Annotated in this window: 21 protein-coding genes and 1 tRNA gene; 8 read left to right on the plus strand and 14 right to left on the minus strand. The window is 65.9% G+C overall.

Annotation, left to right across the window (positions count from 1 at the left end):
- Positions 1-73: 73 nt before the first annotated feature.
- Positions 74-613, minus strand: a complete 540-nt coding sequence (locus DV027_RS08150) for a hypothetical protein (RefSeq protein WP_242621800.1) — start codon at positions 611-613, stop codon at positions 74-76.
- A gap of 171 nt (positions 614-784) precedes the next feature.
- Between DV027_RS08150 and DV027_RS08155 the strand changes: the two genes are divergently transcribed.
- Complete coding sequence (locus DV027_RS08155) at positions 785-1,012, plus strand: hypothetical protein (protein WP_130731380.1); 228 nt, start codon at positions 785-787, stop codon at positions 1,010-1,012.
- A gap of 227 nt (positions 1,013-1,239) precedes the next feature.
- On the opposite strand, the gene DV027_RS08160 is transcribed toward DV027_RS08155, so the two are convergent.
- The 5 genes from DV027_RS08160 to DV027_RS17480 all read right to left on the minus strand — a co-directional run bounded on the left by DV027_RS08160 (position 1,240) and on the right by DV027_RS17480 (position 6,193).
- Positions 1,240-2,190, minus strand: a complete 951-nt coding sequence (locus DV027_RS08160; RefSeq protein WP_130731381.1) for an efflux RND transporter periplasmic adaptor subunit — start codon at positions 2,188-2,190, stop codon at positions 1,240-1,242.
- Positions 2,191-2,202: 12 nt separating this feature from the next.
- Positions 2,203-2,397, minus strand: a complete 195-nt coding sequence (locus DV027_RS08165; RefSeq protein WP_061273645.1) for a DUF1656 domain-containing protein — start codon at positions 2,395-2,397, stop codon at positions 2,203-2,205.
- Complete coding sequence (locus tag DV027_RS08170; RefSeq protein WP_130731382.1) at positions 2,397-4,466, minus strand: FUSC family protein; 2,070 nt, start codon at positions 4,464-4,466, stop codon at positions 2,397-2,399. Before DV027_RS08170 ends, DV027_RS08165 begins: the two co-directional genes overlap by 1 nt.
- A gap of 98 nt (positions 4,467-4,564) precedes the next feature.
- A complete protein-coding gene (cysG, locus tag DV027_RS08175; protein WP_130731383.1) occupies positions 4,565-5,962 on the minus strand; it encodes a siroheme synthase CysG in 1,398 nt (465 codons plus the stop codon).
- An 81-nt stretch (positions 5,963-6,043) separates the two neighbouring features.
- Complete coding sequence (locus tag DV027_RS17480) at positions 6,044-6,193, minus strand: hypothetical protein (protein ID WP_019087433.1); 150 nt, start codon at positions 6,191-6,193, stop codon at positions 6,044-6,046.
- Positions 6,194-6,368: 175 nt separating this feature from the next.
- On the opposite strand from DV027_RS17480, the gene panC reads away from it, so the two are divergent.
- Complete coding sequence (gene panC / locus DV027_RS08180) at positions 6,369-7,226, plus strand: pantoate--beta-alanine ligase (protein ID WP_130731384.1); 858 nt, start codon at positions 6,369-6,371, stop codon at positions 7,224-7,226.
- A 66-nt stretch (positions 7,227-7,292) separates the two neighbouring features.
- On the opposite strand, the gene DV027_RS08185 is transcribed toward panC, so the two are convergent.
- Genes DV027_RS08185 through DV027_RS08195 form a run of 3 tightly spaced genes read right to left on the minus strand, consistent with a single transcriptional unit; the run spans position 7,293 to position 9,259 of the window.
- Positions 7,293-7,487 (minus strand): Trm112 family protein, encoded by a 195-nt coding sequence (locus tag DV027_RS08185; protein ID WP_061273711.1) that lies wholly within the window; start codon positions 7,485-7,487, stop codon positions 7,293-7,295.
- Between the two features lie 36 nt (positions 7,488-7,523).
- Entirely contained in the window at positions 7,524-8,294 is a 771-nt protein-coding gene (locus DV027_RS08190) for an LON peptidase substrate-binding domain-containing protein (RefSeq protein ID WP_130731385.1), read from the minus strand.
- A complete protein-coding gene (locus tag DV027_RS08195; protein WP_130731434.1) occupies positions 8,291-9,259 on the minus strand; it encodes a tetratricopeptide repeat protein in 969 nt (322 codons plus the stop codon). Before DV027_RS08195 ends, DV027_RS08190 begins: the two co-directional genes overlap by 4 nt.
- A 214-nt stretch (positions 9,260-9,473) precedes the next feature.
- Between DV027_RS08195 and DV027_RS08200 the strand changes: the two genes are divergently transcribed.
- Both DV027_RS08200 and DV027_RS08205 read left to right on the plus strand, forming a co-directional pair.
- Positions 9,474-9,548 (plus strand) — tRNA-Gly (locus DV027_RS08200).
- A gap of 127 nt (positions 9,549-9,675) precedes the next feature.
- On the plus strand, positions 9,676-9,900 hold the full coding sequence (locus DV027_RS08205; RefSeq protein WP_242621801.1) for a hypothetical protein: 225 nt from the start codon (positions 9,676-9,678) through the stop codon (positions 9,898-9,900).
- A gap of 14 nt (positions 9,901-9,914) precedes the next feature.
- Here DV027_RS08205 and DV027_RS08210 read toward each other — a convergent pair whose 3' ends face one another.
- The 4 genes from DV027_RS08210 to DV027_RS08225 form a co-directional block, all read right to left on the minus strand.
- Complete coding sequence (locus tag DV027_RS08210; RefSeq protein ID WP_408884459.1) at positions 9,915-10,976, minus strand: transporter; 1,062 nt, start codon at positions 10,974-10,976, stop codon at positions 9,915-9,917.
- A gap of 115 nt (positions 10,977-11,091) precedes the next feature.
- On the minus strand, positions 11,092-11,484 hold the full coding sequence (locus DV027_RS08215) for a DUF3597 domain-containing protein (protein ID WP_130731387.1): 393 nt from the start codon (positions 11,482-11,484) through the stop codon (positions 11,092-11,094).
- 65 nt (positions 11,485-11,549) lie between these two features.
- Positions 11,550-12,848, minus strand: a complete 1,299-nt coding sequence (gene ahcY, locus DV027_RS08220) for an adenosylhomocysteinase (protein ID WP_130731388.1) — start codon at positions 12,846-12,848, stop codon at positions 11,550-11,552.
- Between the two features lie 79 nt (positions 12,849-12,927).
- Positions 12,928-13,953 (minus strand): dipeptidase, encoded by a 1,026-nt coding sequence (locus DV027_RS08225; RefSeq protein WP_130731389.1) that lies wholly within the window; start codon positions 13,951-13,953, stop codon positions 12,928-12,930.
- 187 nt (positions 13,954-14,140) lie between these two features.
- Here DV027_RS08225 and DV027_RS08230 point away from each other — a divergent pair, with 187 nt between their 5' ends.
- From DV027_RS08230 to DV027_RS08245, 4 genes are all read left to right on the plus strand, one after another.
- Positions 14,141-14,974, plus strand: coding sequence for an aldo/keto reductase (locus tag DV027_RS08230; protein WP_130731390.1), 834 nt, complete (start codon positions 14,141-14,143; stop codon positions 14,972-14,974).
- A gap of 163 nt (positions 14,975-15,137) precedes the next feature.
- Positions 15,138-16,271 carry a lytic transglycosylase domain-containing protein gene (locus DV027_RS08235; RefSeq protein ID WP_130731391.1) on the plus strand — a complete coding sequence of 378 codons (1,134 nt, stop codon included), beginning with the start codon at positions 15,138-15,140 and terminating at the stop codon, positions 16,269-16,271.
- A 34-nt stretch (positions 16,272-16,305) separates the two neighbouring features.
- Entirely contained in the window at positions 16,306-16,920 is a 615-nt protein-coding gene (locus tag DV027_RS08240) for a peroxiredoxin (RefSeq protein ID WP_130731392.1), read from the plus strand.
- 367 nt (positions 16,921-17,287) lie between these two features.
- Positions 17,288-18,019 (plus strand): CbtA family protein, encoded by a 732-nt coding sequence (locus DV027_RS08245; protein WP_130731393.1) that lies wholly within the window; start codon positions 17,288-17,290, stop codon positions 18,017-18,019.
- Here the strand turns inward: DV027_RS08245 and DV027_RS08250 are convergent.
- Positions 18,010-19,212: an ABC transporter substrate-binding protein gene (locus tag DV027_RS08250; protein ID WP_130731394.1), complete on the minus strand. Its 1,203-nt coding sequence runs from the start codon at positions 19,210-19,212 to the stop codon at positions 18,010-18,012. The genes DV027_RS08245 and DV027_RS08250 overlap by 10 nt on opposite strands.
- Between the last annotated feature and the right edge of the window lie 145 nt (positions 19,213-19,357).

Raw genomic sequence — 19,357 nt, forward strand, 5'->3', positions numbered from 1 at the left:
CGCCACCTGTCATCCTGTTCCGTTCCATACCAACACACGGAATCATATCTCGCATCAAAACACAACTGTAGTGCTAGAACCCGTTCACCGTCGTCTGCCCTGTCGCCATGGAATACGAGCAGGCCCGGTCCCCATCGGTTACCACCAGCCAGATGATGTTGCGCAGCCCGGTATAGAACTGCCCCGCATCGCGCAGCGAGGTATAGCCATGGTGGCGGAACCACGCGGCGATGATAGTGGTGGGCTGGTTGCCAAACGATTTGCGGATCGTATCAAGCAGCTTGTCGCATTGCGGGCGGCTGAAGCTGTCATGGTTCTGGTACCATATGCCCACCAGGATGCTGTTGCGCCTTGGGTCGAAATCGGCCACCGGCACCATGTCGCTGTCATAGGTGTCGGGCAGGCTGTCAATTTCGTGCTGCATGGCGCGCTCGGCGCGGATCAGGCCAAGGTCCATCATGGTCAGCTTGTCGGAAAACAGGGTGCTGATGACCTGTGAGGCCGGTGTCTGGGCAGCAGCGGTGGCACACCCCCATCCCAGCAGGGCAAGAAACACGAACAGATGGCGCAAGATATCCCCCATGGCGGACTGGCTGTGGTTCATCCTTGTCATGGATGGGCGGCCATGACGGTGCCCCGGGTAACGGCCAGCCCTCATGTCATGACAGGAATTAAATAAAAATAACCTTTCAGGCCATATATGTTGACTTGAATGTCATGCACATAAAGCCTATCTGCCATGAATATAATGACTGACATGGCGGTGAACGGGAGTGCGCGCGATATGACACGGATGAAGCTTGCCCTGCGTGGCTGGTTGCAGGTGGTGTGGGGCCAGATCGTGCGCGAAACCGGTTATGCCATCAGCCATGAACGCCTGCAGCGCCGTGGCCTGCTGATTGAAAAGCTCGGCCATGGCCTGCTCTACCGCGCCCACAGGCTGGGGGCGGCATCTGCTGCTGCCTCGGTGGCCGACCCTTATGCCACGCCCTCACGCGCAACCGAAGGCTGAAGCCGGGCAGGCCATCGTGCCTGTTATTTGAAGGATTCGTGACAAACGTGCCCGTTTTCCCCTGTTTCTGACAGGTCTTTCCACAGGGTTGCCCGGACATCCTTCCCCCGAATCTGGGGATAAATGCGCACCCGCAGCACGGATGGAAAAGAAGAAAAGTTTTTGGTGAAGCTTTGCCTTTTTTGAAAAAAGGCGACACCCAAGAACTTTTATCATTTCACCGGCTCCTAACGGTGCCCCGCAAGGTGCTGCATGTCATCGCCCACATGGCGCAGCGCGTCGCGCACCGACATGTGGCGGCGGTTCCCTGCCTCTGACACGACCGTGACGGTGGCCGTCATGCCGGCTGCCAGCACGAGGCCGGACGGCACGCTATCGATATGCACCCGCACGGGAATGCGCTGCGCCAGCCGCACCCAGGTATAGACCGGGTCCACCGCGGGCAGCCCCTGTATGGAGGTGGCGGCGTTGTTGCTGGCAATGCCGCGCGTAATGCTTTCCACATGGCCGAACAGGGGTTCATGAAATCCCATCAGGTCCAGCCGCACGGGTTCGCCTTCGCGGATGGAATGGATTTTCGTCTCCTCGAAATACCCGTCCACCCAGTAGGAATCCGCATCGATGATCTGGATGTTCACATGCCCGGCACTGGCATAGTCGCCCGCGCGCATGGTCAGGTTGGTCACATAGCCGTTGAGCGAACTGCGCACCTCGGTGCGCTCAAGGTCGATGCGCGCCTGCCGCAGGTCGGCCAGGGCCGCGGCGTATTGTGCTTCCGCCTGCTGGGCCACGGCCTCGAACTGCTGCTTTTCCTCGCCAGATACCGCCACACCGGAAATCTTCTGCCGGCGTTCGTATTGCGAGGTCTTGAACTCAAGGTCGGCGCGGCGTTCGTTGACCGCCGCCTCGGCAATATCCACCTTCACCCGGAAATCGAACGGGTCGATCACGTACAGCACGTCGCCCTTGTGCACGAACTGGTTGTCATGCACGCGCACTTCATTGACCTGGCCCGAAATGCGCGGCGCGATATTGGCCACCTGCGCGCGGACCTGCCCGTTCCGTGTCCAGGGTGAGGCGGTATAATAATCCCACAGCACGATGACCACGATGGCCGCGACACAAAGAATGGTCGCGGTAATGGCCAGGCGTACGAAGCGGTTTGCATATGCGAACACGTCAGCAGTCTTTCACAACATCAGGGTATACAGGCCGACAAGGCAGATCAGCAGGCCGAACTGGGCCAGCGGCGGGTTCCACACAAAGCGCCACAGGTTGAACCACGAGAGTGCGGCCCGCAGCACGAGCAGCGTGCACAGCGCCAGCCCAAGGTTCATGACAAAGGCCGAGACCAGCACGCCTTCCACATCCACGACCTGCCGCATCAGCCTGCCTTTTCCATTTTGATGATGCCGTAATGGCGCAGCCGGGGCTGGGCCGCGCGCCATGCGTGCAGCACCCCGTCCAGCCCGGCCAGCAGGTTGATCGCCGCCACCTGCTCGGGTTGTGGCAGGTAGGGGGAGGGAGCGGGCACGGCGTCACAGGCGTGTTGCAGGCGCGCGTCAAGGTCGCCCCAGGGCGCGTGCAGGCGCAGTTCGCGTGCGGCCAGTTCAGCCGCAGGCCGCAGCAGGGCATGGCCTTGCGCCTGGCGGGCATAGGCCCGCGCCCGCGCCAGCGCGCCATCGAGTTCGGTAAAGGCGGTGAAGCTTTCAAGCTGCCGGGCGCCGCTGGGGCTGGGCGGCAGGCGGTCGTTCCAGAACTGCATCTGGGCCAGCCGGTCATAGGCGCGGGTGAGGCGGGTCGGCCCATCGGCCTCGCCCCGGCCCGCCATCTGGCGTTCAAGCGCGCGCACGATGGTCGATGCCATCCAGAAGCGCTGCCTGCGGGCCGAGGGCGGAAACAGCAGCACGAGGATGATGAAGGCCAGCAGGGCGGCGAGCAGGTAGAAGATGTTACGATTGAGGAATTCGGTGGGGTTGTAGCTCTGGTGGTTGTCCAGCCCCAGCATGGCGAAGAAGAACACCCCGTAATTGAACCCGATCGCAGCCGTGCCCGGCCGCATGAGCAGCAAGCAGGCCAAAAAGGTCTGCGGCAGGAGCGCCAGTGCGAGGAAGGGCATGTCCGCCCCGTGCAGCAGCACGAAGAAGTTCAGCGCCGCCGCCGCCAGCACGCTGCACGGAATGCCGATCACCGCCCCCATGCCAAAGCGGGCCGTATCGACATTGGTGGCCGCCAGCGTCAGGGTCAGCGCGGTCTGGGCCAGGGCCACGGTCGCCCCCGGCAGGCCGGTGATCACGCATACTGCCGCCGCGAACGAGAAGCCTACCAGCACCCGCAGCGCCCCGATGAAGGCGAGCAGGATGTTGGGCTGCGTTGCGATGGCAATGGTCTTGCTGTCGGCAGCGCTGCCGGTGCCGTCCACCAGCATCTGCTGGCCTGCATGCAGCCGCACGCGCGCGGTGAGCATGCGGGCCGCGCGCTCGATGGCGAAGGCTTCATCGGCATTGGGCACATGGCCGGGAAGCGCTTCGCGGATGGCCTGAAGGATGCGCAGCGTAAACCCCGCCTGGTCCAGCCGCAGGTCGGTCTGGCGCGCGATGCGGGCAATGGTCTCCTCAACAGCGGGGTCGATGTTGCCGTGGCCTGTGTGGCGGCCAAGGCCGCGCGCGCAGTCGAGCACCGTCAGCATGGACACCATGGCCAGCCGCGCCCCGTTGGCCCGCATGCCGCCACGCTCGAATTCCGTGCGGGCGTAGGACAGGCGCGTGGTCAGCGCCAGAATGCCCCCGGCCAGCTTGATGTCGGCCTGTGCGCCGCGGTCATACAGGTGTTGCAGGGCCGCGCGCGCAGTCTCGCTGATGGGGCGGGTGAGCTGCTTCAGCCCGTTGGCCAGGCCGCGCGTGGCCTCGGGCGAGCCGGAGAGGATATTGACCACCGCCACCGCGAACACCCCAATGGTGATGGCCGAAGCCCGCGAGACTGCAATATTGAACACATTCTGCGGCGTGTCGATGCAGTTGACCGCCACGAGTGCCACCGTATAGCCCGACAGCAGCGCGCCATAGGAGCGGAAGTCACGCTCGAGCGACCCCACGAACGCACACGCCGCCAGCCACAGCGCAACCCCGCCCAGAAACGGCCCGCGCTGCTGGTTCCACACCGCCACCAGCACGATGGACACACCCATGCCCACCACCGTGCCGATAATGCGGTAAAATGCCTTGGAGAGCGCCTGCCCGCGCAGCGGCTGCGCCAGGATCATCACGGTCACGCCCACCAGGAGTGGGTTGTCAATCTGGACCCAGAACGCCGTGGCCAGCCCGATGACGAGCGAGCACCACGTGCGCAGGCTGAAGCCCAGCCACCCCGCAGGCAGCCTGTCAGCCCAGGGAAAATAGAGACGTGCCATGTCGCGCAGGCGCTGCCCTGCGTTTGCTGCCGCTGTGTCGGACATGGCCTCCCTGACCGTTCGGTGGTCTTGGCATTCCATACAATGGAAGTTGCAGCAAATTCATAACAAATGATGTACGGCGTCCTGCCCTGCGGCAGGTTTCATGCAGGCGAGAGCACCCGGTGGCGCACCACTTCGCCCACGATGATCAGCGCGGGGCTGGCCACGCCTGCTTCGGCGGCTTGCGCGGGCAGGTCGCCCAGCGTGCCGGTCAGTACGCGCTGGTCGGCCCGCGTGCCGCGCTCGACAATGGCGGCGGGCCACTGGGGCGGCAGGCCGTGCTCGACCAGTTTCGCGCACAGGGCAGGCAGGGCGGAGACACCCATGTAGATCACCACCGTCTGGCCGGGGCGGGCCATGCTGTCCCATGGCAGGTGCAGCGTGCCGTCGGCGCGGGCATGGCCGGTCACGAACAGGCAGGCCTGTGCGCAGTCGCGGTGGGTGAGGGGAATGCCCGCATAGGCAGCACAGCCATTGGCCGCCGTAATGCCCGGCACCACCTGGAAGGGAATGGCGGATTCAAGCAGCGCCTCGATTTCCTCCCCGCCACGGCCAAACACGAACGGGTCGCCGCCCTTGAGCCGCAGCACGCGCTGGCCCGCCTGCGCGCGGCGGATCAGTTCGGCGTTGATCTCTTCCTGCGGCATGGTGTGGTTGTTGCGCCGCTTGCCCACGAACACCAGCTCCGCATCGCGGCGCACGCGGTCGAGCAGGGCGGGGGAGAGAAGCTGGTCATACAGCACGCAATCGGCATTCTGCATCAGGTGCAGGGCGCGCAGCGTGAGCAGGTCCGGGTCACCGGGGCCTGCCCCCACCAGCCAGACCTCGCCGCGCGTGGCGGTGGTGGCGATGATGTCATCAAGCACCGCGCGCGCGCGGGTGGCATCGCCATTGCGGGCGGCCTGCGCGCCCGCACCATCAAGAAAGGTTTCCCATACCTGCCTGCGCCGCGAAATATCGGGGCAGGCGGTACCCACATGCTCGCGCTGCTGCTGCATGAACACGGCCAGCGCGCCCGTGCCCTCGGGTATGGTGCTTTCCACCTGCTCGCGCAGGCGGCGCGCCAGAACGGGGGCGGCACCCCCGGTGGAAATGGCAATGCGCACCAGCCCGCGATGGATCTGGGCAGGCGTGATGAAGGTGGAAGGCTGCGGGTCATCAACTGCGCAGACGGGAATGTTCATGCCGCGCGCAATCGCGGCGGCCGCACGGTTGACATCACGGTCATCGGTCGCGGCATAGACCAGCCGGCAGCCGGGCATGGCGGCGCGCAGCGTTGCCTCATCCGCCGTGGAAGCGATGCGGGTGATGCTGCCTTCGTCCTCCCAACGCTGCATCTCGGCATCGAGGCGGCCTGCGATCACCTCAACCCGGGCGCGGTGGGCAAGCAGGAGGCGCACCTTGTTGGCGGCGATCATGCCGCCCCCCACCACCAGCACCCGGACACCGTCCAGCCGCAGCGCGATGGGAAACCATGCGGGTTCGGAAATATTGGTCATGCGCTTGAAATCACCGGGCGTGCCGGCATCCTGTCAACTGGGGAGGCGTGTCTGGTCCGTGCCGGGCGGCGTGAGATGGGTTTAGTGGGAGGCGACGTTCTTCACCCCTTCGGCATAGCCCCAGCGTGCCCATGTCGAGCGGTCCTTGACCGATCCCGGCGTGTTGGTGGCACAGGCGGCCAGTGACAGCACGATGGCACAGATGCCAAGAACGGGAAGAAAACGGGCCAAAAAAACCTCCTGCACGACGCAGCCCCCAGCCTAGCAGAAAAGCCCCGCCATCACCACGCCCCGTGTGAAGGGATGTGCATGCACCCCGCCTCTCGCCGGCCACGGCCAAAAGATGGTAAGCCGCACAGGCCCTGCCACGTGGCGTGCCGGGGCACGAACAGGGGGATTGCCGCTGATGGAAACCGTAAGCACCGTTGCCGAACTGCGCCAGCATGTCCGTGCATGGAAAAAGGCAGGCGCGCGCGTGGGTGTGGTGCCGACCATGGGGGCGCTGCATGAGGGCCACCTTTCGCTGGTGCAGGCCGCGCGCGCGCGGGCGGACCGGGTGATTGCCACGGTTTTCGTCAATCCCATCCAGTTCGACAACGCTGATGATCTGGCAACCTACCCCCGCACGCTGGCGGAAGACGGGCGGCTGCTGGCCGAGGCCGGGGTGGACCTGTTGTATGCGCCCACCGTGGCGCAGATGTACCCGCCCGGCTTCGCTACGCGCATCAGTGTATCGGGCGTGTCGGAGGGGCTGTGCGGTGGCGCCCGCCCCGGTCATTTTGATGGCGTGGCCACCGTCGTGTGCAAGCTGTTCATGCAGACGCTGGCCGAGTGCGCCTTTTTTGGCGAGAAGGATTTCCAGCAGGTGCAGGTCGTGCGCCGCATGGTGACCGATCTCGACCTGCCCATCGAGATCATCTCCTGCCCCACCCTGCGCGAGGCGGACGGGCTGGCGCTCTCCTCACGCAACCGGCGGCTGACCGCAGCGCAGCGGCAGGCGGCGGTGGCGCTGCCCCGCGCCCTTGCGGCCTGTGCCGAGGCGATTGCCACCGGCGCGGACGTGGCCACGGCGCTGGAGCGCGTAGCGAAGCAGGTGCGTGCTGCAGGTTTCGGCCCGGTGGATTATGTGGAACTGCGCCATGCAGAGAGCCTGCAACCGCTGGTCACCTGCCCGCCGGGCACGCCCGCGCGCGTGCTGGCGGCGGCATGGCTGGGCGATGTGCGGCTGATAGACGGCATGGCTGTGCCCACGGTAGCGGGCTGAATAAGGATAAAAGTTTCTGGGTGCCGCCTTTTTTCAAAAAAGCTTCACCAGGAACTTTCATTCTATTCAGGCATCCAGCCTGCGGGCTTCATCGGGCAGCATGATGGGAATGCCGTCGCGCACGGGAAAAGCCAGCCCGGCGCGCTTGCTGATCAGTTCGCCCGCCTCGCGGTCATAGACCAGCGGCCCCTTGGTCACGGGGCAGACGAGGATGGACAGCAGCCGGGGGTCGAGGGGCGGCGCGAGGGGCTTTTCGGTCATGGTGGCGGGTTCCATGCAGTTTGCGGTGGGTAATGGTTATGCGGGGGATGCACCCTCATCGGGTTCCTGTCCAGACCCTTCCAGCAGATCGCGCAGGATGCGCGCGCGGTCGGCAGGCGTAGGGGCCTCGAGCATTTTCTGGCGCGGCGCCGTGCCAAAGGGGCAGATCATGGGCAGGGTGACCAGTAGCGCTGCGTCATCCATCTGGTGCAGCGCGTCCCACTGGGTGCTGACGCCCTGTGCCTCGCAGAAGTCATGCAGCGCGTTGAGCAGCCCCTCGCGGTCGAAGGGGATGTTGTCCTCCACATCGGTCAGGTCGGACACGAAGGACGAGGTATCGACCCGCGCCACCCGGTAGCCACGCCGCAGCCCCGTCTCGCGCAGCAGGCGGAAGCGCGCGATGCCGGTCAGCGTGATGGCGTAGGTACCGTCCGCGCGTTCGGTCATGGCGGTGATGCGGCCCACGCAGCCAATGGTGTACAGCGGCGGGGTGTGGCTGTAGCCATCATCCATGCCGGGGTCATCAGCCCCCTCATCAAGCGGGGTGTCATCCATGCCATCGAGCAGGCGGGGCTGGATCATGCCGATCAGCCGGTTGCCGGCCAGCGCGTCCTCCACCAGCGCGATGTAGCGCGGCTCGAACACATTGAGCGGCAGCCGCCCGTGGGGCAGCAGCAGGGCCTCATCAAGCGGGAACAGCCCCAGCTCGGCGGGGAAGTCCGCCAGCGTCATTTCGCTCACCAGCGGGATGCGGCGCGGGATGTCATCATGAATGACGACCACCCCGCTTTCGTCATGCCGCGTCACGAAAACAGCAGCGAGGACATGCGCCGCCGCGCGGCCACGGTGTCGGGGTCGGTCTGGCCCCATGCCTCGAACAGGCGGATGAGCTGCAGGCGGGCGGCATCATCATTCCACTGCCGGTCCTCCTTCATGATGGTCAGCAGCTCATCGGCGGCTTCCGCGCGCTTGCCCGCGGCATTCAGCGCAGCGGACAGCTCGAATCGGGCGGCGTAATCCTTCGGGTTGGCGGCAATACGGGCACGGATTTCCTCGGCTTCCTCCGCAGCCTTGCGGCCTTCGCGCTTGAGTTCGAGCGCGGCGCGCGCACCCGTTATCTCGGCATGGCTGGCAATGGCGGCGGGCGCGTCGGCAAGTGCCGTCTCGGCCCCTTCCTCATCGCCCATCTCGATCAGCGCGCGGGCCAGCCCACCCCAGGCGGCGGGGTTTTCGGGCTCGATCTCGAGCACCTGCGAGAACAGGCCCGCCGCCGCTTCCGCGCGGCCTTCGGCCATGTCCATCCGGGCGGCCTCGATCAGCTCGGCTGCGGGCAGGACGCCGCCGCCCGCGGCCTTGAGGGCGTTCTCGACAAAGCGCCGCACTTCGCTCTCGGGCTTGGCGCCCTGCATCATGTCCAGGATCTGGCCCTGCCAGAACACGGCCACGAGCGGGATCGACTGCACCGGCAGGCCGATCTGGCCAAGCTGCTGCACCAGCGCGCGGTTGGCATCGACATCAATCTTGACCAGCCGCACGCGCCCGCGCGCCGCGCGCACCACTTTTTCCAGCACCGGGGTGAGCTGCTTGCACGGGTTGCACCACGTGGCCCAGAAATCGACCAGCACCGGCATGTCGCGGCTGGCTTCCACCACGTCGCGCATGAAGGTGTTCTGCGTGCCGTCCATGACCGGGTCGGGGCCGCCGCCAGGTGCAGCAGCGCCTGCGGGGCCCGCACTGGCAGGGCGGGGGGTCTGGCCGATGATGTAGTCCATATGGTCGCATATCCTGTCGGTCTGGCGGCAGGCATGGGCGGGTCGCTTGCGCATGGCCCGTCCTGCCGGTTTTCATTCTTGTGCAATAGATTGGCATTCCCCGCGAGTGTCGCAACCGCCTTGTGGGGGGATGAAAAAAAACTTCAGAAAATGCATTTTTCCCCCTTGCGGCCCCCACGGGTTTACCGTAAAACCCGCTTCACCGACACGGAGCGCGGGCGTAGCTCAGGGGTAGAGCGCAACCTTGCCAAGGTTGGGGTCGTGGGTTCGAATCCCATCGCCCGCTCCAGATTGTAAAAAATCAGTTGGATACGAGAAAGCCACCGCAAGGTGGCTTTCGTCGTTTCAGGGCGTTTTCCTGCCTGCCGCCCTGCCTCGCGGGGCAACCCGCTGGAGCGACAGGCGTTGGCGCGGTGATGGATGATGGGAAGGATCAGGCCATGATGCATGATGACCCCGAAAAATCAGGCCCCGGCGATGGCGAAGGCGCGCGCTATCCCGCGCCCGGCGTCAGTTCGCCGCCCGAGGCCCGGCCAGACCCGGATGCAAAGAAACCGCCCCGCCCCGAACCCGTTCCCACCGACCTGCCTGATCCGCTCACCCTGCCGCAGCATGATGGCGAGGAGGATACGGCAGGCTGAAGCCGGGTGCAGGGCTAGAGCAGCTTCATGACCTTGAGCAGGAACCACGTAATCATCATGAAGATGAAGCAGATGCCGCCTGCTTCCACCGTGCCCATGCCGCCCGAGGCCAGGAACATGCCGCCGGTGTTCATGCCAAAGAAGCCGGTCACGAAGGTGGCGGGCAGCATGAGCGTGGTCACGATGGAGACGGTGTAAAGGCGGCGGTTGGTTTCTTCCGCCTGGCCTGATGCCAGTTCATCTTGCAGCGAGCGCGCGCGGTCCTGTAGCGCCAGGAGGTCATCGAGGGCCGCGTGGATCTGGCGCTGCGAACGGTCGCGTATGTCATCTTCCGCCCATTCGGGCAGTTCCAGGTCCTCGTTGTGAAAGATGCGGTCCACCGGCGAGATCACACGCCGCAATTCGGTCGAGCGGCGGCGCACGCGCCCGATCAGCCCGCTGATGCGCCCGAAATCGGTGTGCTGGTCCAGTGTCAGCAGCAGGTCCTCGGCGCGGTCGAGCTGGTCATCGAGCATGGCGATGTTGCGCCGCACGGTATCGGCGAATTCCAGCAGCGTGTGGTCCACGACCTCGGCGGGGGAATCAAAGGATTCATGGCGTTGCAGCGCGCGGTACACCACGCCAAGCGCAGGCACCGGCTGGCGGCGGGTGGTGATGAGCAGGTCGGGCAGCACGGCAAAGCGCCAGGCGGAGAGGTTCTTGTCATCCTCCGACATGGCATCATCAAAGCCGGGCAGGGCGCCGTACACGATGTCGCCTTCCGCCTCGACATTGGTGCCGCGATCGGTGCTGCCAAGGGCAAGGCGCACTTCCTCCGGCAGGCAGGGTATGGCCTGGATATGGGCGCGGCTGGCGGTGTGGACGATATCGTAATGCAGCCAGACCCATGAATCGGGGGTGGTGGGCGAGCCGCCTTCAAGCGCCCGCGTGATCTGGTCATCATTGAGCCGCACGGGGCGGTGGCCGGACTGGCAGCCAATGGCCCAGACCAGCCCGTTCGAGATGGATGTGGCGGGCGGCCTGCCCTCCATCGGCATGGCGGCGTCGGCTACGGGAAAGTCGGGAACGGTTTCCATCGCTTGTCCCTCCATCATGCCGCCTGCTGCGGCTGTCGTGTCCGGGTGGGCTGACATGAAAACGGGCGGGCGGCGGCCACAGGCCACGCGTCCGCCCGCTTCATGCAACCGCGCCTTATTTCATCAGGTCAGGGGAAACCTTGCCGCCATTTTCTGCCAGCTTCTGCATGACCTGCTTGATCAGCCAGACATTCATGGAAGCGGAATCGTTCATGTCACCGCTGTAATGCAGCTCGGTGGCCAGTTCCTTGCGCGCGGCAAGCGAGCTGTCCAGCCCGAGCAGCTTCATCAGGTCAACGATCGAGGTCTGCCAGTTCAGCTTCTCGGGGTTCTTGGCGGCCAGCGCGCTCAGCACGGCATCCACGTCAACCGGCTGGGCCGGGGCCGCGGGGGCTGCTGCGGGGGTTGCTGCAGCAGGAGCGGCCGCAGCGGCGGTGGCCGCCGGGGTTGCGGCGGCAGCGGTGTGGCTGCCAAAAATCTTGGACAGGATCGTACCGAAAATGCTCATGGTATCTTTCAACTCCATCAAATGGGCCCGGCGGGCGCCGGGCCTTTCAGGCCGCGTGGCTGGCCTCAGTAGCGGTAGTCCTTGTTCTTGAACGGACCGTTGACCGGCACGTCAATGTATTTCGCCTGCTCGTCCGTCATGCGCGACAGGTGGGCCCCGACCTTGGCCAGGTGCAGGAAGGCCACCTTTTCATCAAGATGCTTGGGCAGGGTGTAGACCCTGTTCTTGTAATGGCCCTTGGGCGCCTGCCACAGTTCGAGCTGCGCCAGCGTCTGGTTGGTGAACGACGCGGACATCACGAACGAGGGGTGGCCCGTGGCGTTGCCAAGGTTCACCAGCCGCCCTTCGGAGAGCACGATCAGGCGCTTGCCGTCGGGGAAGACGACCTCATCGACCTGCGGCTTGATGTTGTCCCACGTGTAGTTGCGCAGGGCATTGATCTGGATCTCGGAATCGAAATGCCCGATGTTGCACACGATGGCGCGGTGCTTCATCTCGCGCATGTGCTCGATGGTGATGATGTCGATATTGCCCGTGGCGGTGACGAAGATGTCGCCGCGCGGCGCCGCCTCTTCCATCGTCACGACCTCGTAGCCTTCCATCGCGGCCTGCAGCGCGCAGATGGGGTCGACCTCGGTCACCAGCACGCGGCAGCCCGCGTTGCGCAGCGATGCGGCGGAACCCTTGCCCACGTCGCCATAACCGGCCACCACGGCCACCTTGCCCGCCATCATCACGTCCGTGCCACGGCGGATGGCGTCAACCAGGCTTTCGCGGCAGCCGTACAGGTTGTCGAACTTCGACTTGGTCACGCTGTCATTGACGTTGATGGCCGGAACCTTCAGCGTGCCCTTCTTTTCCATCTCCCACAGGCGGTGCACGCCGGTGGTGGTCTCCTCCGACAGGCCGCGCACGTTCTCGAGCAGTTCGGGATACTTGTCGTGCATCATGACGGTCAGGTCGCCGCCATCATCGAGGATCATGTTGGGCGTCCAGCCATCGGGCCCATGGATGGTCTGCTCGATGCACCAGTTGAACTCGTCTTCCGTCAGGCCCTTCCAGGCGAACACGGGCACGCCGGTCGCGGCGATGGCGGCGGCGGCCTGGTCCTGGGTCGAGAAGATGTTGCACGACGACCAGCGCACCTCGGCGCCAAGCGCGGTCAGGGTCTCGATCAGCACGGCGGTCTGGATCGTCATGTGCAGGCAGCCTGCGATCCGCGCGCCCTTGAGCGGCTTCTCTTCACCATGTTCCGCGCGCAGCGCCATCAGGCCCGGCATTTCGCCTTCAGCGATCGAGATTTCCTTGCGGCCCCACTCGGCGAGCGAGATGTCCTTGACCTTGTAGTCGGTGCTGGTGGTCATGTTTTATCCTGTATTCGTTAATTCGGCACAGGATATACCCGTTTGGGCGCGACTGATCCAGAGCGGGCGGGATTTGCGTTCACGCGATCGTGCGGGCGACCGCATCGGCCTGGTCGAGCAGGCGCAGGAAGTTTTCGCCCCACAGGGCTGCGATCTGGGCGTGGTCATAGCCCCGGCGCAGGAGTTCGGCCGTGAGATTGCCTGATTCGGAGGCATCGGCCCAGCCGCGAATGCCGCCGCCGCCATCGAAATCCGATGAGATGCCGACATGCTTGATGCCGATTCGCTGCACGGCGTAATCGATATGGTCCACGAAATCCGCTACCGTGACGGAGCGGATGTCGCGCACGTCGCGCGGGCGCAGGAAGGCGTCCATGGCGGTGATGTGGATCACGCCGCCACACGCGCGCAGCGCATCAAGCTGGCCATCATCGAGGTTGCGGGGGTGATCGCACAGGGCCCGCACGCACGAATGGCTGGCAAAGACCGGCGCGCGCGAGAGTTCGACCGCCTGCATCATGGTGTCGCGCGCGGTGTGTGACACATCGATGAGCATGCCGGTGCGGTTCATTTCCGCAATCGCGGCCCGCCCCAGCGCCGACAGGCCGCCATGCAGGCTCTCGGGGTCGTTGAGGTGGTGCATGGGGCGCGCCGAATCGGCCAGGGCGTTATGGCCGTTATGGGTCAGTGTCATGTAGCGCGCGCCCAGGGCGCGGAACTGCCCGATCAGCGAGAGGTTGTCGCCCATCGCGTAGCCGTTCTCCACGGCGGGCACGATGGCGATGTCACCGGCTTCATATGCCGCGCGCACGCCTGCCGCCGTATCGCACACGCGCACGCCCTCGATCCGGCCCGCATCGTTGATTACGCGCAGCATGGCCAGCGCGCGTGCCGAGGCCGCTGCATGCCCGGCTGCATCGCATGCGCCCTGGCCCACATAGGCCACGAGGCAGGCCGCCCGCAGTCCGCCCGCGCGCATGCGCGGCAGATCCACCCGCCGCGAGGGTGCGCCTGTGGCGAAGTCGCCCCGGTCGGGCCACGGAATGTCGACATGGGTATCGAGGGTCAGGATCGTGTGGTGCAGGTCGGCGGATGTATCGGTCATTCGGTCCTCGTCTGGTGCTGATAATGAACCACATGCAGCCCAGTCCTGAAAACTGGGCATAAAACAAAAGCCGCGTGATGTCGTTAGGGTAACAGACGGCGACACGTCCTGCCCCGGCCTGGTCGCCACCCTGCCGCCCTTGCGCCGGGGCACCATGCACGCCGGGGCGCCAGGCGAAGGAACGACCATGACCACCATCCCCCTGCTGACCCTCAATGACGGACGCAAGATCCCCGCGATCGGGTTTGGCACCTACCCTCTCGACAACCCACAAGCCGAGGCTGCCGTGCGCGAGGCGCTTACCGCAGGCTACCGCCTGTTCGACACGGCAGCGCGCTACGGCAATGAAAGCGGGGTCGGCACCGGCCTGCTCAGCTTTGATGTGGGGCGCGAGGATATTTTTGTCACCACCAAGCTGCGCGGGGCCGAGCAGGGCTTTGACAGCACGCTGCGCGCGTTCGAGGCCAGCCTCGAGCGGCTCAAGATGAGCTATGTCGATATGTACCTCATCCACTGGCCGCTGCCGAGCAAGGATCTGTACGTGGAGAGCTGGAAGGCGATGATCCGCCTGCAAAAAGAAGGGCGGGTGCGCTCCATCGGCGTCTCCAACTTCCTGCCCGAGCACCTGCAGCGCCTTGTGGACGAAACCGGGGTGACGCCGGCCGTCAACCAGATCGAGATGCATGTCGATTTTGCCCAGGCCGCACAGCGTGAAGTCGATGGCAAGCTGGGCATCCTCACGCAGGCCTGGAGCCCGCTGGGGCGCGGCGCGATCCTCAAGGACCCCACCCTGGCCCGCGTGGCCGAGCGCCATGGCCGTACGCCCGCGCAGGTCATGCTGCGCTGGGTGGTGCAGACGGGCTCGGTGCCCATTCCCAAAAGTGCGCACCCCGAGCGCATGCGCGCCAACCTGCGCGTGTTCGATTTCCAGCTGACCGATGAGGACATGCGCGACCTCGCCACCCTCGATTCCCCGGCCCACCGCACCGGCGGCGACCCGGCCACCTATATCGAGGAATAACCGCGCCGTTCCTGCCCTGCCGCTGCCCGGAGGCGGGGGCTGCGGGGCAGGATTGCACAAGCCGGAACCACGCTGTTATGGTGCGGCGCCCGTTCCCTGCCGGGCGGGCCATGTCGGCACGTCCCTCATGGGTGCGCGGGCATGAGCAGGATCACGGCACGACATGGCAGTAGCGCAGGCATACGCAGCATCCGGTGAAGCGGGCAACCGGGTTGGCTGGCCATTCAACCCTTCGCCCCGCCGCCTTTTGCGCTGGCTGGCGCTGGGGCTTGCGGGCGCGCTTGCCGCCTGCGCCCATAATGGCGCGGGCAACATGAGCGAAGAGCAGATGATTCACGAGGCCGAGTCCTATCGCGCCCGTGCCCATACCAATTACACCCCGCCCGGCCCGCCCGATGACCCATGGGGCCCCTACATTACCGAGGCCTCGCAGCGCTTTGACGTGCCCGCGGTGTGGATACGCGAGGTGATGCAGCGCGAGTCGGGTGGCCAGCTTTACCGTAACGGGCAGTTCGTGACCTCGCTGCCCGGCGCGATGGGGCTGATGCAGCTCATGCCGCCCACCTATGATGAGATGCGCGCGCGCTACAATCTTGGCCCCGACGCCTTCGAGCCGCATGACAACATCACGGCGGGCACCGCCTATATCCGCGGGATGTATGACATCTATGGCTCGCCCGGCTTCCTGGCCGCCTATAATAGCGGGCCGGGGCGGCTGGATGATTTTGTCGATCACTATCACACCCTCCCCAAGGAAACGCGCGACTACGTGGCCGCCATCGGGCCGCGCATCGCGGGGAGTTCGCCCGTCAACCGCTCGCAGGCCGACCTGCTGATCGAGGCGCGCGCCCTGGCCCGCGCGCAGGCCGCCCAGAACAGCCGGGGCAGCCGCAGTCGGGGGCGGCAGCTGCTGGCCTCCGTAGCCAAGGGTGCAGCACCCGAAGCGCCCTCGCCCGAGGCCTCCGCCGTGCGGGCGGCCTGGCGTGCCCGCGCGCAGGATGGCATGGCCCCGATGTCGGCCGCAGGCGAGCACCCCGGCGTGATCAGCATGGCCAGCGGGCATGGCTGGAGCGTGCAGGTGGGTGCCTATGGCTCGGCAGGGCAGGCGGAGCACGCGGCGGGGCAGGCGCGGGCCAAGGTTGCGCTCAGCGGCGTGCGCACGCAGGTCGCAAGCGTTGCATCGGGGCATGGTCATGTCTATCGTGCAAGGCTGACCGGCCTTTCGCACGATGCGGCCCAGCAGTTGTGCCAGAGGCTTGGCGGTTCAGGCTGCCAGGTCGTGCCGCCTGCCACATGATGGCATCGGCCTGTGTAACGCGGTGTGAGGAAACATGAGGTATTTTTACAGGCGTCCGCGCGGGGCATTGCCGGGGCTGTGCCTGCCGCTTGTCGGCCTCCTGGCCTTTGCCGGGTTCATCTGCTTCTCGCCCGCGTGGGCCGCCCTGCCGGTGGGCAGCGAGGCGCCGCTGTTCGATGCCCAGGCCACGCGCAATGGCAGCGAGTTCAGCTTCCGCCTGGCTGATGCGCTCAGGCAGGGGCCGGTGGTGCTGTATTTCTACCCCGCCGCCTTCACCCGTGGCTGCACCATAGAAGCGCATGACTTCGCCGATGCCATGGACCAGTACAAGGCCCTCGGCGCCACGGTCATTGGCGTTTCCACCGATGACATGCCCACACTGGACCGTTTTTCGGTCAGTGAGGGCCATGGCCGCTTTGCCGTGGCGGCCGATCCGCATGGCGAGATCGCGCGCAAGTATGACAGCCGCCTGCCGCTGCTCAACCGCGCGAGTCGCACCTCCTATGTCATCGCGCCCGATGGCAAGGTGATCTATGCCTACAGCGCGCTTTCGCCTTCGGGCCACGTGGGCAGGACGCTTGAGGCGCTCAGGCAGTGGAAGTCCGCGCAGGGCCAGGCCACCAGGGTGTCGCTGCCCGCGGCCCGGTAGGCCACAAGTTTCCGGGTGCCGCCTTTTTGCAAAAAGGCGGCGTTGTTTCGGGTTTCTGGCAAAAAACGGTTCCTGAAATCGCCTCCTGCCGGCCCTTCGGGGTGCTGGCGGCGGCTGGCGTGCGTGCGCGCCCCGACATTGACTTGGCACGCCCGCGCGGTATTGACTGCCCGCTCACCCCGCAGCGGGGGGAAGCCGGTGGGATTCCGGCACGGTCGCGCCACTGTGCACCGCATGGACCATGCGGAAGTCAGACCTCCCCGCCAGTTCACATGCCTCATTTCCGTTACGGGACGCGCTTTCCCGACAGGAGCACAGTCATCATGATTTTTCCCTCATCCTCCCCTTCGCGCCGGGGCGTGGCCTGATGGCCGGTCGCCTGCTGCTGCGTGGCATGCTGGCCGGTATCCTGGCCGCCTGCCTTGCCTTTCTCTTCGCCCGCGTGTTTGGCGAGCCCCAGGTCAACCTTGCCATTGGCTATGAAGCCGCGATGGATGCCGCGGCGGGCGAGCCGCCGGAGGTAGAACTTGTCAGCCGCGCGGTGCAGGCCACGGCGGGGCTGCTGACGGCGGCAGTCATGTACGGCGCGGCCTATGGCGGGGTGTTCGCGCTGGTCTTTGCCACCGCTTATGGCCGCATTGGTCGTTTTTCACCGCGCATGCTGGCCATGCTGCTGGCGGCGGGAGGTTTTCTGGCCGTGGTGCTGGTGCCTGACCTCAAATACCCCGCCAACCCGCCCGGCGTGGGCAATCACGAGACGATCGGCCTGCGCACGGCGGCCTATTTCGAGATGGTGGTCTTTTCCATCTGCGCCCTGATCATGGCGGTGCTGGCCGGGCGCTCGCTTGCCGCAAGGCTGGGCAACTGGAACGCCAGCCTGTGCGGCACGGTGGCGTTTGTGGTGCTGGCAGGCCTGCTGCAATGGGCGCTGCCCACCGTCAATGAAGTACCGGACAACTTCCCCGCCCAGGTGCTGTGGCACTTCCGTGAGGCGGCGCTGGGCACGCAGCTGGTGCTGTGGGGTGGCATGGGCTTTGGCTTCGGCCTGCTGGCCGAGCGCGTGCTGGGCCGCCCGCACGGCCTACGCCATTACGGCTGAGCCTGCGGGCGATCCGCCCCGGCCGCATCGCCCGCGGGTTGCGGTGTGGCCATGCTGGCGGGTGTGGGCGGGCTGGCCGCCGGGGTATCCTTCATCACGTCCGCCCACAGCGCGCGCAGTTTCGCATCCATCGCATCATCCACGATGGGGAAGGGGTGGCTTGCCGCGATATAGGCAGGCTGCTGCGCCCAGTGCAGGGCAGCGCGCGTCGTGTCATCAAGCGGCGCGCGCGTGTTGGCGGGCATGCCCCAGTAGCATGATGACGTGGCCAGCCTTGCCTGGGCTTCGGGCGTGCGCAGGTATCTGGCAAATGCCAGCGCCAGCGCCTTGCGCTGCGAGGCCTCGACGATCGAGATGCCATGCTGCCAGCGGATGCCGCCCTGCCGGGGCACGGTAAAGGTCAGGTCCGGCCTGGGCTGCGGGGCATGGGCATCGGCTGTTGTCACGGTGCCGCCTTCATCCACGCCTGCCGTGGTCCAGCCGCCGCCACCCACCACGATATCCACCTGCCCGTCGGCCAGGGCCTGCTGCACGGTGGCGGTATCGCCCACCAGCGTGGCGTTGGCGCGCAGTGCCGCAAGCTTGTCATGCAGGGCGGGCAGGTCGGCCTCGGTCAGATGGGCGGGGTCAAGGCCGAGTGCCAGCGCCACGTAGGACAGGATGGGCAGGTAGCTGTCATAGATGGCGATGCGCCCGTTATGGCGCGGCTGCCACGGCGCGTTGATGTCGTCCATCTCGGCGGCGGGCACGCGGGCCTGGTTGAAGGCCACGGCATGGAAGCCGTATTTTTCCGGCACGGAATAAAGCTGCCCCTGATACGACCCGCCTGCGGGGCTGGCGATGGCGGGGGGAATGTCGGTGTTCGGGAAATCCGCGGGGTCGAGCGGGGCCAGCAACCCTGCCGCCGCAAGTTGCGGGGCGGCGGTTTCCTCCATGATGACCACATCCCAGTCACCGGCCTGTGCCTGGCGCAGGATGCCGCGCACCGCCCCGGTGCTGTCGATATCCTTGAAGTGGATGCGCACCCTGTTGGCCTGTTCGAACGGGCCGAGCAGTTCGGGGTCCTCATGGTCGCACCATGTCAGCACGTTCAGGACCTCGTCAGCCGCCCGTAGCGGCGCGGGGGCCATGGCGGCAAGGAGCGAGAAGGCGGTCGCGGCAGCAAGGGCGCTGCGACGGCTGCGTGCGGACATAGGAAATTCTCCTCCAGGATCAACCCCCAGCATGAACGGGTCGGCGGGGCAGGTCCAGTGTACAGGTGGGGTTTCGTGCGGTCGTTCCGCACCCACAACGGGCGGGTGCCCGTGTCATGACAGGCGTGGCGTGCAGGACACGCCG

The organism is Komagataeibacter xylinus, from assembly GCF_004302915.1.
GTDB lineage: Bacteria > Pseudomonadota > Alphaproteobacteria > Acetobacterales > Acetobacteraceae > Komagataeibacter > Komagataeibacter xylinus_C.

Bases quoted from the DNA above. Each gene is read 5' to 3' on its own strand.
- DV027_RS08155 (WP_130731380.1), top strand. From the start codon at position 785: ATGACACGGATGAAGCTTGCCCTGCGTGGCTGGTTGCAGGTGGTGTGG.
- DV027_RS08230 (WP_130731390.1), top strand. From the start codon at position 14,141: ATGACCACCATCCCCCTGCTGACCCTCAATGACGGACGCAAGATCCCC.
- DV027_RS08240 (WP_130731392.1), top strand. From the start codon at position 16,306: ATGAGGTATTTTTACAGGCGTCCGCGCGGGGCATTGCCGGGGCTGTGC.
- DV027_RS08225 (WP_130731389.1), bottom strand. From the start codon at position 13,953: ATGACCGATACATCCGCCGACCTGCACCACACGATCCTGACCCTCGAT.
- DV027_RS08165 (WP_061273645.1), bottom strand. From the start codon at position 2,397: ATGCGGCAGGTCGTGGATGTGGAAGGCGTGCTGGTCTCGGCCTTTGTC.
- DV027_RS08210 (WP_408884459.1), bottom strand. From the start codon at position 10,976: ATGGAAACCGTTCCCGACTTTCCCGTAGCCGACGCCGCCATGCCGATG.
- DV027_RS08245 (WP_130731393.1), top strand. From the start codon at position 17,288: ATGGCCGGTCGCCTGCTGCTGCGTGGCATGCTGGCCGGTATCCTGGCC.
- DV027_RS08150 (WP_242621800.1), bottom strand. From the start codon at position 613: ATGACAAGGATGAACCACAGCCAGTCCGCCATGGGGGATATCTTGCGC.
- DV027_RS08170 (WP_130731382.1), bottom strand. From the start codon at position 4,466: ATGTCCGACACAGCGGCAGCAAACGCAGGGCAGCGCCTGCGCGACATG.
- DV027_RS08235 (WP_130731391.1), top strand. From the start codon at position 15,138: ATGGCAGTAGCGCAGGCATACGCAGCATCCGGTGAAGCGGGCAACCGG.
- DV027_RS08205 (WP_242621801.1), top strand. From the start codon at position 9,676: ATGGATGATGGGAAGGATCAGGCCATGATGCATGATGACCCCGAAAAA.
- cysG (WP_130731383.1), bottom strand. From the start codon at position 5,962: ATGACCAATATTTCCGAACCCGCATGGTTTCCCATCGCGCTGCGGCTG.
- DV027_RS08215 (WP_130731387.1), bottom strand. From the start codon at position 11,484: ATGAGCATTTTCGGTACGATCCTGTCCAAGATTTTTGGCAGCCACACC.
- DV027_RS08185 (WP_061273711.1), bottom strand. From the start codon at position 7,487: ATGACCGAAAAGCCCCTCGCGCCGCCCCTCGACCCCCGGCTGCTGTCC.
- DV027_RS08250 (WP_130731394.1), bottom strand. From the start codon at position 19,212: ATGTCCGCACGCAGCCGTCGCAGCGCCCTTGCTGCCGCGACCGCCTTC.
- panC (WP_130731384.1), top strand. From the start codon at position 6,369: ATGGAAACCGTAAGCACCGTTGCCGAACTGCGCCAGCATGTCCGTGCA.
- DV027_RS08195 (WP_130731434.1), bottom strand. From the start codon at position 9,259: ATGGACTACATCATCGGCCAGACCCCCCGCCCTGCCAGTGCGGGCCCC.
- ahcY (WP_130731388.1), bottom strand. From the start codon at position 12,848: ATGACCACCAGCACCGACTACAAGGTCAAGGACATCTCGCTCGCCGAG.